This is a genomic window from Actinoplanes sp. G11-F43 (assembly GCF_050589265.1).
Lineage (GTDB): Bacteria > Actinomycetota > Actinomycetes > Mycobacteriales > Micromonosporaceae > Actinoplanes.
On record NZ_JBNZCE010000042.1, the window covers coordinates 156966 to 169898 of the forward strand.

Annotated in this window: 11 protein-coding genes; 3 read left to right on the forward strand and 8 right to left on the reverse strand. The window is 70.4% G+C overall.

Annotated features, from left to right (window positions below):
* The 4 genes from ACQ0O7_RS37325 to ACQ0O7_RS37340 form a co-directional block, all read right to left on the reverse strand.
* Complete coding sequence (locus ACQ0O7_RS37325; protein WP_430789676.1) at nucleotides 1–243, reverse strand: acyl carrier protein; 243 nt, start codon at nucleotides 241–243, stop codon at nucleotides 1–3.
* Between the two features lie 56 nt (nucleotides 244–299).
* Nucleotides 300–1250, reverse strand: coding sequence for a beta-ketoacyl-ACP synthase III (locus ACQ0O7_RS37330; RefSeq protein WP_430789678.1), 951 nt, complete (start codon nucleotides 1248–1250; stop codon nucleotides 300–302).
* The gene (locus ACQ0O7_RS37335; protein WP_430789680.1) at nucleotides 1247–2176 is read right to left on the reverse strand and encodes an ACP S-malonyltransferase; all 930 of its coding nucleotides are present in this window, start codon (nucleotides 2174–2176) and stop codon (nucleotides 1247–1249) included. The genes ACQ0O7_RS37330 and ACQ0O7_RS37335 overlap by 4 nt, the downstream gene beginning before the upstream one ends.
* Before the next feature lie 159 nt (nucleotides 2177–2335).
* Nucleotides 2336–3490, reverse strand: coding sequence for a PucR family transcriptional regulator (locus ACQ0O7_RS37340; protein ID WP_430789889.1), 1155 nt, complete (start codon nucleotides 3488–3490; stop codon nucleotides 2336–2338).
* A 299-nt stretch (nucleotides 3491–3789) separates the two neighbouring features.
* Here ACQ0O7_RS37340 and ACQ0O7_RS37345 point away from each other — a divergent pair, with 299 nt between their 5' ends.
* Nucleotides 3790–4014, forward strand: a complete 225-nt coding sequence (locus ACQ0O7_RS37345; protein WP_430789682.1) for a hypothetical protein — start codon at nucleotides 3790–3792, stop codon at nucleotides 4012–4014.
* 226 nt (nucleotides 4015–4240) lie between these two features.
* Complete coding sequence (locus ACQ0O7_RS37350; protein WP_430789684.1) at nucleotides 4241–4843, forward strand: TetR/AcrR family transcriptional regulator; 603 nt, start codon at nucleotides 4241–4243, stop codon at nucleotides 4841–4843.
* On the opposite strand, the gene ACQ0O7_RS37355 is transcribed toward ACQ0O7_RS37350, so the two are convergent.
* The 3 genes from ACQ0O7_RS37355 to ACQ0O7_RS37365 all read right to left on the reverse strand — a co-directional run bounded on the left by ACQ0O7_RS37355 (nucleotide 4824) and on the right by ACQ0O7_RS37365 (nucleotide 9337).
* On the reverse strand, nucleotides 4824–5486 hold the full coding sequence (locus tag ACQ0O7_RS37355; protein WP_430789686.1) for a hypothetical protein: 663 nt from the start codon (nucleotides 5484–5486) through the stop codon (nucleotides 4824–4826). The two genes, ACQ0O7_RS37350 and ACQ0O7_RS37355, sit on opposite strands and share 20 nt — an antisense overlap.
* Nucleotides 5487–5768: 282 nt before the next feature.
* Complete coding sequence (gltX, locus tag ACQ0O7_RS37360) at nucleotides 5769–7175, reverse strand: glutamate--tRNA ligase (RefSeq protein WP_430789688.1); 1407 nt, start codon at nucleotides 7173–7175, stop codon at nucleotides 5769–5771.
* A gap of 44 nt (nucleotides 7176–7219) precedes the next feature.
* On the reverse strand, nucleotides 7220–9337 hold the full coding sequence (locus ACQ0O7_RS37365; protein WP_430789690.1) for a Cache 3/Cache 2 fusion domain-containing protein: 2118 nt from the start codon (nucleotides 9335–9337) through the stop codon (nucleotides 7220–7222).
* Between the two features lie 107 nt (nucleotides 9338–9444).
* Here ACQ0O7_RS37365 and ACQ0O7_RS37370 point away from each other — a divergent pair, with 107 nt between their 5' ends.
* On the forward strand, nucleotides 9445–9978 hold the full coding sequence (locus tag ACQ0O7_RS37370) for a dihydrofolate reductase family protein (RefSeq protein WP_430789692.1): 534 nt from the start codon (nucleotides 9445–9447) through the stop codon (nucleotides 9976–9978).
* A 47-nt stretch (nucleotides 9979–10025) separates the two neighbouring features.
* On the opposite strand, the gene aceE is transcribed toward ACQ0O7_RS37370, so the two are convergent.
* Nucleotides 10026–12764, reverse strand: a complete 2739-nt coding sequence (gene aceE, locus ACQ0O7_RS37375; protein ID WP_430789694.1) for a pyruvate dehydrogenase (acetyl-transferring), homodimeric type — start codon at nucleotides 12762–12764, stop codon at nucleotides 10026–10028.
* Nucleotides 12765–12933 lie beyond the last annotated feature (169 nt).

Here is a 12933-nt window from a genome sequence, read left to right on the forward strand (position 1 = left end):
TCAGTGGTTCGCCTCGATGTAGCTGACGGCGTCGCCGACGGTCTTCAGGTTCTGCACCTCGTTGTCCGGGATCTTGACGCCGAACTTCTCCTCGGCGGCCACCACGACCTCGACCATGGACAGCGAGTCGACGTCCAGGTCGTCGGTGAAGGACTTCTCCTCGGCGACGTCGTCCGGGTTCACCCCGGCGACCTCTTCGAGGATCTCACCGAGGCCGGAGGTGATCTCTGCGCGAGTTGCCATTGTGGGAATCTCTCTTCTCTATGGTGCGGATTGTCGACGGCCGGGTGAACCGCTGCTTACGGGCAGCGGATGACCTGGCCGGCGTAGGTGAGGCCACCGCCGAAGCCGAAGAGCAGCACCGGCGCCCCGGAGGGCACCTCCCGGCGCTCGATCAGCTTGGACAGGGCCAGCGGGATGCTCGCCGCGGACGTGTTGCCCGACTCGACGAGGTCCTTGGCGACGACCGCGTCCGGGCTCAGGCCGAGCCGTTTCACGATGCCGTCGATGATCCGGGTGTTGGCCTGGTGCGGGACGAAGGCGGCCAGCTCGGACGGCTCGACACCGGCCCGCTTGCAGACCTCGGCCGCGAACGGCGCCAGCGCGGTGGTGGCCCAGCGGAACACCGCCTGACCGTTCTGCTTGATGTACGGCTGCCAGCCGCCGATGGTCAGGGCGTCGCCCTTGTCCGGGGTGGATCCCCACAGCACCGGGCCGATCTGGGTCTCCTCGCCCTCGGCGACCGCGCTGACCACTGCCGCGCCGGCGCCGTCGGCGAAGAGCACCGCGGTGGTGCGGTCGGTCCAGTCGACCACGTCGGACAGCTTCTCCGCGCCGATCACCAGGGCGTTGCGGGAGGCGCCGGCCGAGATCGCGTGGTCCACGGTGGCGAGCGCGTAGGAGAACCCGGAGCAGGCGGTGTTCAGGTCGAAGGTGGCCGGGGCGGCGATGCCGAGCCGGGCCGCGACGGTGGTCGCCACGTTCGGGCAGCGGTCGACCGCCGAGCAGGTGGCGACGACGACCATGTCGATGTCGGCGGCGGCCAGGCCGGAGGTGGCGAGTGCCTTCTCCGCGGCGAAGACGGCCATGTCGGCGACCGACTCGTTGTCGGCGATCCGCCGCTCGGCGATGCCGACCCGGTCCCGGATCCACGCGTCGTTGGTCTCCAGGGTGCTGGCCAGATCGTCGTTGGTGACCACACGCGAGGGCTGGTAGTGGCCCATCGCGACGATGCGGGAACCCGCGGTCATCGTTCTTCTCCTTGGATGCGGGCGATCAGATCGCGGGCGGCGGGCAGGTCGTCCGGGGTGTTCAGGGTGACGATCTCGGGAGCCCCGTCGCCCTTGAGCTCACGCTTGATCAGACCCGCGAGGGTGCCCGCCGGGGGCAGCTCGACGACTCCGGTGACACCGAGGTCCTTGAGGGTGCGCATGCAGAGGTCCCAGCGGACCGGAGCGGTGACCTGGCGGATCAGCCGCCCCAGCATCTCGGTGCCGTCGGTGACGGCGGTGCCGTCCAGGTTCGACAGCAGGGTGCGGGACGGGTTGCTGACGGTGACGTCGCCGGCGGCGGCGGCCAGCGCGGTCTCGGCCGGGGCCATGAACGGCGTGTGGAACGCGCCGGCCACCTTGAGCGCGATGACCCGGGCCTTGGCCGGGGGCGCGGCGGCGAAGTCGGCGAGCGCGGGCAGCGAGCCGGCCGCGACGATCTGGCCGGCGCCGTTGCGGTTGGCCGGGACCAGCCCGTGTTTCTCGATGGTGGCGACCACCTCGTCCGGGTCGCCGCCGAGGACGGCGCTCATGCCGGTCGGCTCGATCGCGCAGGCGGCGGCCATCTCCCGGCCGCGGATCCCGGCGAGGGTGATCGCGGCCTCCGGCGAGAGGACCCCGGCGACGACGGCCGCGCCCAGCTCACCCACACTGTGACCGGCGATCACGGCGGTGTCGCCGAGCGACAGCTGCTCGGCGGCGAGCAGGGCGGCGGCGACCAGCAGCGGCTGGGTCCGGGCGGTGTCCTTGATCTCCTCGGCGTCGGCCTGAGTGCCGAGGTGGAGCAGGTCGACACCGGCGAGGGTGGACCACTCGGCGAGGCGGGCCCCGGTGCCGGGAAGGTCGAGCCAGGGGGTCAGGAAGCCGGGCTTCTGGGAGCCCTGGCCGGGCGAGAGTACGGCGAGCACGCCCTTGACTCTTCCGGATCCGAGGGGTCTTTGCGGTAGCCGGGCACGACGAAACCCTACGACCAGGGTTGTAGGGTTCCTACAAAACAGGGGTGAGCTTGGGGGATTTCCGCCCTATTCATGCAGCCGCGCGCGGTGACGAATGGTGAGAGATCCCGGTCACGTCGCCGGGTCGAGGCGCCCCACCGTCAGTGCCATCCGCAGGGCGAAGGCGTCCCGGCCGTCCAGCGGGGAGAGTGCGGTCACCTCGGAGACCCGGCGCAGACGGTAACGGACCGTGTTCGGGTGGACATAGAGTTCGCGGGCCGCGCTCTCCAGCACCCCGCCCGAGGCGAAGAAGGCGTCCAGCGTCTCCAGTAGTCCGCTCCCGGCCCGGGTCAGTGCCCCGAAAACGTCGTGCCGCAGTTTGCGCCGGGCGTCCATGTCCCCGGAGAGCACCCGCTCGGGCAGCAGGTCGTCGGCGGCCACCGGGGACGGCGCGCCGGGCCAGGCCTGCGCCGCCCGGAACCCGGCCAGCGCGGCCCGCGCCGACTCGGTGGCCTGGTCCAGCGACGGGACCGCCGGCCCGACCACCACCGGTCCCTCGCCGAATCCGCCGCTGAGCGCGGTGGCGGCGGCGACCGGATCGGTGGCCCCGCCGACCACGACCACCAGACGGTCTCCGTGCACTCCGGCGATCACCTCCAGCCGGGCGCGCCGGGCGGCCCGGTAGACCGCGTGCAGCACCGCGGTGATGTCGCCACCGGGGGAGCGGCCCACCACCACCGCGACCGGTGACGCGTCCGCCCAGCCCAGGGCGGCGGCCCGGCTGGCCAGCACATCCGAGGAGTCGCCGCGCAGCAGGGCGTCCACCAGCAGCGCCTGCAGCCGGGCGTCCCAGGCGCCGCGGGACTCGGCGGCCCGCGCGTAGACCCGGGCGGCGGAGAAGGCGATCTCCCGGGAGAACCGCAGGATCGCCTGGATCAGCGCCTCGTGCTCGCCCTCCTCGGCGAATCCCGGCACCTCGGCCTCGGCGACGTCGATCGTCACCTTGATCAGCTGCACGGTGTGGGTGAGCGTGATGACCCGGGCCAGGGCGCGCGGAGCGGCGGCGAACACCTCGTCGGAGATCTCGGTGCTGGCCGCGACGGTGCCGCCGGAACGCAGCCACTCGACGAGGGACCGGACGCCGGCTTGTGCGACGAGCATCACCCAGGAACGCTGATCGGCGGGCAGTGCCCGGAACCAGGGAAGCGTCTCGTCCATCCGGGCCACAGCCGAGCTGGCCAGGGCGCCCGCGTGCCGTTCGATGCGGCGCAGGGTGCCCGGGCGCAGTGGTTGGGCCGGGCTGTCCGGACGGCCGGCCGGGGTGGTTCCGGTGTCGGTTTCTGCCACCGGCACAGCGTTTCACGCCGTGGCGAGGGTCCGGCATCCGGATGACACGGAGCGGAAACCCGGAACGCCGTACGGTTTGGGAGTTTTTATGACTTTTGACCGCTGTAGCGGTGCGCCTCTCCCGTGATTTCGGTCGGTGACCTGGCAAGGTGTCGAACGGCGGTGTGGACGGGTGTTAACACCGGGCGGCACGGTGCCGATGAGGAGTCGGTGCCGAGGGCACGGATCGAGGAGGCGAGATGATGGAACGGGACGACGCGTTCGCGCGCACCGACAGGGATCCCGCCGTCGACGACCCGGCAGCGCCGCCGGCCGACGACGAGCAGCCCGCCGACCCGGGCACCGTGGGCCGCGTCGGCTGCCGCACCGATCTGCGCGGCTGGGCCGGCGCCCACCTGCACGGCGCCGTCCGCCCTCGCCGCCGCGCCGCCGGCCGGGGCCGCCCGCCCGGCCGCTGGTGCTGAGTTTCCGGCCTTCGCTGTCGCTCGGCGGCATGGCGCCCTCAAGCTGATGCCGAGGACGCCGAAATCGGCGGGGCGGAGCCGTGGCCGATTTCAGGGCCCTCGACACCGGCGGCGCCATGCGTGTGGGGCGCGGTCCGAGCCGGTTCCCTCCCCGAACGGGTGAGTGGCGGTGGGCTACGGGCGCGTTTCGCCACCCTGCGACGGCCTTGCTGGTCAGGTTGGGGTGGTGGACGACAAACGACGGCAGATCCTCGATCAGGCGCTGGCCCTGGTGGACGAACGCGGGCTCGCGGCGATGTCGATGCGGGCCGTCGCGGAACGGGTCGGGCTCACCTCGATGGCGCTGTACCCGTACGTCGGGGGTAAGGACGCCCTGCTCGACGGCCTGGTCGACCTGCTGCACCTGGAACTCGGCACCGCCGTCGGCGGGGACCCCGCGGACATCGACTGGAAGCACCGCCTGTGCGCGGTCGGCCGGGCGGTCCGCTCGCTGGCCCACGCCCACCCGAGCGCCTTCCCGCTGCTGCTGAACCGTTCCGCGGCCGGGCCCTCGGCGGCCTGGCTGGCCGGGGCGCTGCAGGGCATCCTCACCGACGCCGGGGTGCCCGGCTCCGAGGTGACCCGGATCGCCCGGCTGATCTGCGCTTTCCTTCTCGGCTACACGACCGGTGAGGTCACCGGCGGGCTGCCCGGTTCGAACCCGGAGACGCTGGAGGGCGCCGCCGAGTTCGATGCCGACCTGGAGGATCTGGTCCGCCTGGTCGAGAACGCGGCGGCGCCCTCGTCGAGCGCCGAACTGCCGGAGGGTGTCAGACCCGCCGGCGGATGAGGAACGCCATGCCGGCCAGACCGGTCAGAATGACCAGCAGGACGGCTCCGTTGAGCAGGAACAGCCGCCGGAACTCACCGAACGCCGCGGAGACCTCGGTCATCGCGCTGACCTCGTCGGTCTCCAGGTCGGTGCCGACCCCACCACCGATGCCGCTGCTCACGACATCCGGCGGGCCCTCCTCCAGCGGGGCGCCGCTGAGCCGCAGCGCCTCCGGCATCGAGAGCCGGCCGTAGAACCAGCCCTCCGGCTTCTTGCCACCCGGCTGCTTCGCCGGGCGGTGCGCCCGCGGGCCACCGGCGGCCATCGGGTACAGGTCGTAGACCGCGTTGGGCGCGTCCTTGACCAGAAGCGTCACCGTGTATTTCGGGCCGAGCTTCGCCGACTTCGGCGCCGATGACGTCGACGTCGCCGTGCCCAGCCAGTTGACCTCGGTCATCAGCATCTGGAAGAGCTTCGGACGCTCCTCCTGCCGCACCACGATCGTCTCGGCGATGTCCTTGCCGGCCACCGAGACCGCGGTCGGCTTCGGTGCCGACTTGGGTGCCGCCTGAACGGCCGGAGCCGCCCCGAAAGTCAGTGCCAGCGCCACTGTCGTGGCCACCGTCACCGACACCATCCTCTTGATTGTCCCCCGCACCATCCGACCTCCCCCGCCCGTGGATGGACATGGACTGATAAACCGCGCTGGTCCTACCCGGTGGTGACACCGGTTACACGACCTCGTGCCTCCAGCCTTCCCTGACATGGTCCCGCCCGCATCTGGAGGCCGGGTGAATTGCAACCATGTGGGGGATGACCGTGAGGACGCAACGGCCGATGATCAGCGGGCGAATAGTACCCACCCCGTGCAAACGGCCGGGGCGGCGGTCACCCTGGTGACCGAGAACGTCACCAGGGTGCCCGAGACGTCGCCGCGGATCTCTCAGAGACGCGCGCGAGCTGCGGAAATCCTCGCCAGCGTACGGTCCCGGCCGAGCAGTTCGACAGACTCGAACAGGGGGAGACCGATCGTCCGACCGGTCACCGCCACTCGTACCGGCGCCTGGGTCTTACCCAATTTGAGACCTCGGGCCTCGCCGACCGCCTCGAGCGCCGCCTTCAGGGAGTCGGCGGTCCAGTCCGGAAGGGCGGCGAAAGCGGTGGCCGTGTCGTCCAGAATGTCCGCCGCGCCCTCCTTCATCGCCTTCGCCCAGGACGCCTCATCACGCACCGGCTCGTCCAGGAAGAGGAAGTCGACGTTGTCCACGATCTCGGACAGCACCGCGATCCGGGTCTGGGCGAGCGGGGCGACCGCGGCGAAGGTCTCCGCGTCGAAGGCGGCCGGCGCCCACGGCGGGGCCGCGATGGTGTCGGTGCCGGTCAGCCAGGGCGCGCAGAGCTGGGTGAACTCGCTCACCGAGAGGGCGCGGATGTACTCCCCGTTGAAGGCCCGCAGTTTCTTCACGTCGAAGAAGGCGGGGGCGTGGTTGACCTGGTCGAGGTGGAACTCCTCCTCGATCACCGACCACGGGACGATCTCCCGGTCGCCGGTCGGCGCCCAGCCGAGCAGCATCAGGTAGTTGCGCATGGCGGCGGCGAGGTAACCCTCGTCCCGGTACGCCTCCAGGGCGACCTTGTCGCGGCGCTTCGACAGCTTCTGCCGCTTCTCGTTGACGATCACCGGCACGTGGCCCCAGACCGGCGGGGTGTGCCCGAGCGCCTCCCACAGCAGCTGCTGTTTCGGCGTGTTGGGCAGGTGCTCCTCGGCGCGGAACACGTGGTTGATCCCCATGCTCATGTCGTCGACCACGTTGGCCAGCAGGAACACCGCCGAGCCGTCGGAGCGGGCGATGACGAAGTCCTCGATCAGCTTGTTCTCGAAGGTCGGCTTGCCCCGGACCAGGTCGACCACCACGGTCTCGCCCTCGTCGGGCGTGCGGAACCGCAGCGCGCGGCCCTCACCCGGCCCGAGCCCGCGGTCGCGGCAGAAGCCGTCGTAGCCGGAGTGCTTGTTGCCGGCCCGGGCCAGCACGTCGTCCCGGGTGCAGTCGCAGTAGTAGGCCTTGCCCTCGCCGTACAGCCGGGTGGCCGCGGCGGTGTGGTCGGCGGCGTAGGACGACTGGTAGTAGGGGCCCTCGTAGGACCCGCGCTCGATGCCGATCCAGTCGAGCGCGGCGAGGATGCCCTCGGTCCATTCGGGTTTGTTCCGGGCCGCGTCGGTGTCCTCGATCCGGAGCACGAAGACACCGCCGTGCTGCTGGGCGTAGATCCAGTTCTGCAGGGCCGTGCGGGCACCGCCCACGTGGAACATGCCGGTCGGTGAGGGGGCGAAACGTACGCGAACAGTCACCGCCCCAGCGTACCGACGGCCGGAACCGGATATCGTCCCGGCCGTCACACCGTGAACCTTCCGACGAGGTCGGTCAGCCGGTGCGCGGTGGCGGTCAGCTCGTCCGCGGCCCGGTGCGACGACGCCACCGACTCGCGGGTGCTCTGCATCGCCCCGCTGACCGTGCCGATGCCGTCCGCGATGTCCCGGCTGCCGCCGGCCGCCTCGGAGATGTTGCGGGCCATCTCCGCGGTGGTGGCGGCCTGCTCCTCGACCGCCGCCGCGATCGCCGTCTGGTAGTCGTTGACCTGGGCGATCCGCTCGGTGATGGCGTCGATCGCCTGGACCGCCCGGGCGGTGTCGGCGTTGATCGCGGCGACCCGCTCGGTGACGTCCTCGGTGGCCCGGGCGGTCTCCTGGGCCAGCTCCTTGACCTCACCGGCGACCACGGCGAAGCCCTTGCCGGTCTCGCCGGCCCGGGCGGCCTCGATGGTCGCGTTCAGGGCCAGCAGGTTGGTCTGCTCGGCGATGGTGGCGATCAGCTGGACCACGTCGGAGATCTTCCCGGTCGAGGCCCGCAACTCCTCGATGACCCCGGCGGCGGCCGCGGTCAGGCCGACCCCGTCCCGCCCGGCCTGCGCGGCCTCCTGGGCGTTGTGCGAGATCTCGCTGATCGACGCGCCCATCTCCTCGGCGCCGGCGGCCACCGTCTGCACCACGTGCGACACCGTCTCGGCCGAGGAGCTGACCGCTCCGGCCCGGTCCGCGGCGGTGTCCGCGGCGGCCGACATCTCACCGCCGGTGGCGGTCACCCGCTGGGCGGTGCCGGCCACCGCGTCGGAGGCGCTGGTCACCTCCCGCATCACCGAGCGCAGCTCGGTGGCGGCGGTGTTGAGCGCGGTGCCGGCCTCGCCGATCTCGTCCCGGCCCTGGTCGTCCACCCGGACGGTCAGGTCGTGGGCGGCCAGGCGCTGCAGCGCCCCGGTCAGCCCGGCCATCCGCCCGGAGATCCGGCTGGCCTGGAACCAGGCCAGCGCGGCACCGGCCACGGCCAGCAGCAGCCCGGCGATCATGAACCACTGGAGCATCGTCCCGCGGCCGTCGCGGACCACGGTGACCGCGCCCGCGGCGTCCGCGTCGTACCCGCCGATGGTGACCGCCCACTGGTACGGCCCGTAGAAGGCGACCGTGGTGGTGGTGTCCGCGGCGGGGGCTCCGGCGGCGCCGGCCAGCTGGTACTTGGCCTGCCAGGTGTTGCCGTCGGTGAGCTCCGGCGCCTTGGCGACGATCTCCTCGACGTAGCGGGCGCCGCTGCCGTCGGTGGCGTCCAGCGCGATCTCGCCGACCATGCCGTCGAGGTTGGAGGCGACGATCCGGCCCTTGTCGGCGGCGGCGGTGCTGAAGACGGCGACCCAGCCATTGGTCTGGATCTTGGTCTCGGCGATCGCCTCGGTCAGTGTGGACAGCGCGTCGGCCTGCGGCACACCGACGAAGAGCGCCCCGATCACGTCCCCGGCCGAGTTCTTGATCGGCTCGTACACGGTGATGTAGGGGGTGCCGACGACCGCCGCGACCCCGCGGAACGTCTTGCCGTCCAGGATCGCCGCGGCCACCGCGTTCGGCTTGCCGTCCGCCTCGGCCGGGATGTAGGTGCCGATCGCCCGGGTGCCCTTGGCGGACTTCACCGTGGTGCCGACCCGCAGCAGGTCACCGGCCGCGTTCATCCGCTGGAAGACGGTGACGTCGGCGCCGGACAGCTCCTTGGCGTCGTCGACGAACGGGGTCGTCCGTTTCAGGTTGGTGTTCTGGCCCAGCCAGTCGCCACCGATCGTGACCCGGGGGAGGGTGACCTGGGTGGTCTCCTGGGTGACCTGGTTGGTGGCGGTCCAGGTGGCCCGGCCGCCGGTGGTCCGCATCCCGCCGTTCTGGGAGAGATACGACGACGCGCTGTTCATGCTCTTGTCGACGCCCTCCTGCACCTCGTCACCGACGGTGCGGACGAGCGCGCTGACATCGGCGGCGGTCTGTGCGAGCGAGGCCTGGTTCTGTCGCAGCACCTCCCGCTCGGTGTTGTCGGCGAAGCGACCGCTCTGCCAGGCGCCGACGGCGACCAGCACGACAGCGGTGATCAGGACGCTACCGAGGCCGAGGAGAAGCAGCTTGTGACTGATGCGAAATCCCACGAACTGCACATCGGCGGGGAATGACCGGATATGAGAAGAGCGGTCCCGCTACTCAGCCGGGTACCTGTTCGTTGCGGAGGAAACGGCTGAGACAAGGGGAGAGAGCCATGGGCAAGATCGTCGCGGTGGAGTACATGACCCTCGACGGGGTGTTCGAGGAGCCGGTCTGGAGCGGGCCGTACTTCAACGAGGAACTCGGCGCCTGGCAGGACGCGAACCTCCAGGAGGCCGACGCGCTGCTGCTCGGCCGCAAGACCTACGAGGGCTTCAAGGCGGCCTGGCCGCGGATGGAGGCCGAGACCGGGCACTTCGGCGTGAAGATGAACGCGATGCCCAAGCACGTGGCCACCACCACGCTGACCGAGCCGGAGTGGAACGCCACCTTCCTGGCGGGTGACGTGGCCGAGGCGGTGGCCAAGCTCAAGACCGAGCCCGGCAACCTGATGATCAACGGCAGCGGATCGCTGGTCAACTATCTGACCCGGCACAACCTGATCGACGAGTACCGGGTGATGATCTATCCGGTGGTCGCCGGCGAGGGCGTCAAGCTGTGGGAGCCGGGCACGAAGATCGCGCTGACCCACATCGGCAGCTGGCGGTCCGCGACAGGCGTCGAGGTCATCAGCTACGTGCCGGCCTGACGACGCGAAAAGGGGGGCCTGCGGGCCCCCCTTTCCACTACCGGCTCTTACGAGTCGCCACCGGTCTCGCCCACCGGCGCGGCGTTGACGTCGTCGATCGCGTACTTCTTGGCCGCCTCGCCCGGCACGTGCGCCGGAACCAGGCCCTTCAGGGCCAGCTCACGCAGCGTCGCCACGGTCACCGACTCGCCGTCCACGTGGAAGTGGCGGCGCAGCGCGTGCCGGGTGTCGCTCATGCCGAAGCCGTCGGTGCCGAGCGAGGTGTACCCGTTCGGAACCCAGCGGCTGATCAGGTCGGGCACCGCCCGCATCCAGTCGCTGACCGCCACCGACGGGCCCTCGGTCGCCTCCAGCTTCTGCTGGATGTACGGCTTGCGGGGCGCGTCGCTCGGGTGGAGCAGGTTGTGCTCCTCGGCCTCGATCGCGTCCCGGCGCAGCTCGGTCCAGGAGGTGACCGACCACACGTCGGCGCTCACCCCCCAGTCCTGGGCGAGCAGCTCCTGCGCCTTCAGGGCCCAGCGCATGCCGGTGCCGGAGGCCAGGATCTGCGCCTTCGGACCGTCCTTCACCGAGCTCTCGCTGAACCGGTAGATGCCCTTGAGCAGGCCCTCGGTGTCGAGGTCGGCCGGCTCGGCGGGCTGGATCGCCGGCTCGTTGTAGATGGTGAGGTAGTAGAAGATGTTCTCCTGCTTCTCCCCGTACATCCGGTGGAGACCGTCGCGCATGATGTGCGCGATCTCGAAGCCGAACGCCGGGTCGTAGGAGACCACCGCCGGGTTGGTCGCCGCGATCAGCAGCGAGTGCCCGTCCTCGTGCTGCAGGCCCTCACCGTTGAGCGTGGTCCGGCCGGCGGTGGCGCCGAGCAGGAAGCCCCGGGTCATCTGGTCGGCGGCCGCCCACAGCTCGTCGGCGGTCCGCTGGAACCCGAACATCGAGTAGAAGATGTAGAGCGGGATCATCGGCTCGTCGTGCGTGGCGTACGAGGTGCCGGCCGCGATGAAGCTCGCCGTCGAACCCGCCTCGTTGATGCCCTCGTGCAGGATCTGGCCGTTCGTCGCCTCCTTGTAGGACAGGAACAGCTCCCGGTCCACCGAGGTGTACGTCTGGCCGTGCGGCGAGTAGATCTTCTTGGTCGGGAAGAGCGAGTCCATCCCGAAGGTCCGCGCCTCGTCCGGGATGATCGGCACCCAGCGGGCCCCGAACTCCTTGTCCTTCATCAGGTCCTTGAGCAGGCGGACGAAGGCCATCGTGGTGGCCACCTTCTGCTTGCCGCTGCCGGCCTTGAGCCCGTCGAACGCCTTCTGCTCCGGGATGGCCAGCGACTTCGACTTCGTCCGCCGGCTCGGGATCGAGCCGCCCAGGTCACGACGGCGCTCCATCATGTACTGGTATTCGTCGGACTTCTCACCGGGGTGGAAGTACGGCGGGAGGTACGGGTTCTCCTCCAGCTGCTTGTCGCTGATGTCGAGGTAGAGGCGGTCCCGGAAGCCCTTGAGGTCGGGCAGGGTCAGCTTCTTCATCTGGTGCGTGGCGTTACGCGCCTCGAAGTGCGAGCCCAGCGTCCAGCCCTTGACGGTCTTGGCCAGGATCACGGTCGGCTGGCCGGTGTGCTCGGTGGCCGCCTTGTAGGCCGCGTAGAGCTTGCGGTAGTCGTGCCCGCCGCGCTTGAGGTTCCAGATGTCGTCGTCGGTCATGCCGTCGACGAGCTTGCGGGTGCGCGGGTCCCGGCCGAAGAAGTGCTCGCGCACGTACTCCCCGGACTCGCCCTTGTAGGTCTGGTAGTCACCGTCGGGCGTCACGTTCATCAGGTTGACGAGCGCGCCGTCGGTGTCCGCGGCGAGCAGCGAGTCCCACTCCCGGCCCCAGACGACCTTGATGACGTTCCACCCGGCACCGCGGAAGAAGGACTCCAGCTCCTGGATGACCTTGCCGTTACCGCGCACCGGGCCGTCGAGGCGCTGCAGGTTGCAGTTGATGACGAAGGTGAGGTTGTCCAGCTCCTCGCGGGCGGCCAGGCCGATCGCGCCGAGCGACTCGACCTCGTCCATCTCGCCGTCGCCGAGGAACGCCCAGACGTTCTGCTGGCTGGTGTCCTTGATGCCGCGGTTGTGCAGGTAGCGGTTGTACCGCGCCTGGTAGATCGCGTTCAGCGGGCCGAGGCCCATGCTGACCGTCGGGAACTCCCAGAAGTTCGGCATGAGCCGCGGGTGCGGGTACGACGGGAGACCGCCGCCCGGGTGCGACAGCTCCTGCCGGAAGCCGTCCAGCTGGTGGGTGGTCAGCCGGCCTTCCAGGTAGGCGCGGGCATACATGCCGGGGGAGGCGTGCCCCTGGTAGAAGATGTGGTCGCCGCCGCCCGGGTGGTCCTTGCCCCGGAAGAAGTGGTTCATGCCCACCTCGTAGAGGCTGGCGCTCGACGCGTAGGTCGAGATGTGCCCGCCGACGCCGATCTCCGGGCGCTGTGCCCGGTGCACCAGCATCGCGGCGTTCCACCGGATGTAGGCGCGGATCCGCCGCTCGACGAACTCGTCGCCGGGGAACCAGGGCTCACGCTCCGGCGGGATGGTGTTGATGTAGTCCGTGGATGTCAGAGGAGGAACGCCGACCTGTCGCTCCCGGGCCCGCTCGAGCAGGCGCAACATCACATAACGGGCTCTTTTGGCGCCTCGTTCGTCGATGACTCCGTTGAGCGACTCGACCCACTCGTTTGTTTCCTCGGGGTCGATGTCAGGAAGCTGGCTCGGCAGGCCATCGCTGATCACCGGGCGCTTGCGCTCCGTGGCCACAGGCAATCCTCTTGGTGTGAGTGTCGGACCTCCGGGCGACCTGGCTTTTGTAGAACCAGTTGGTGGCGAATCGCTCGGAATAGGCCTCCATCCTGCCCCCTTGGCGTGCGCCTCGTCACGCCTACCCGGGCTCTCAGCGATGCGCGACACATGTACTGGCCGGTAACTT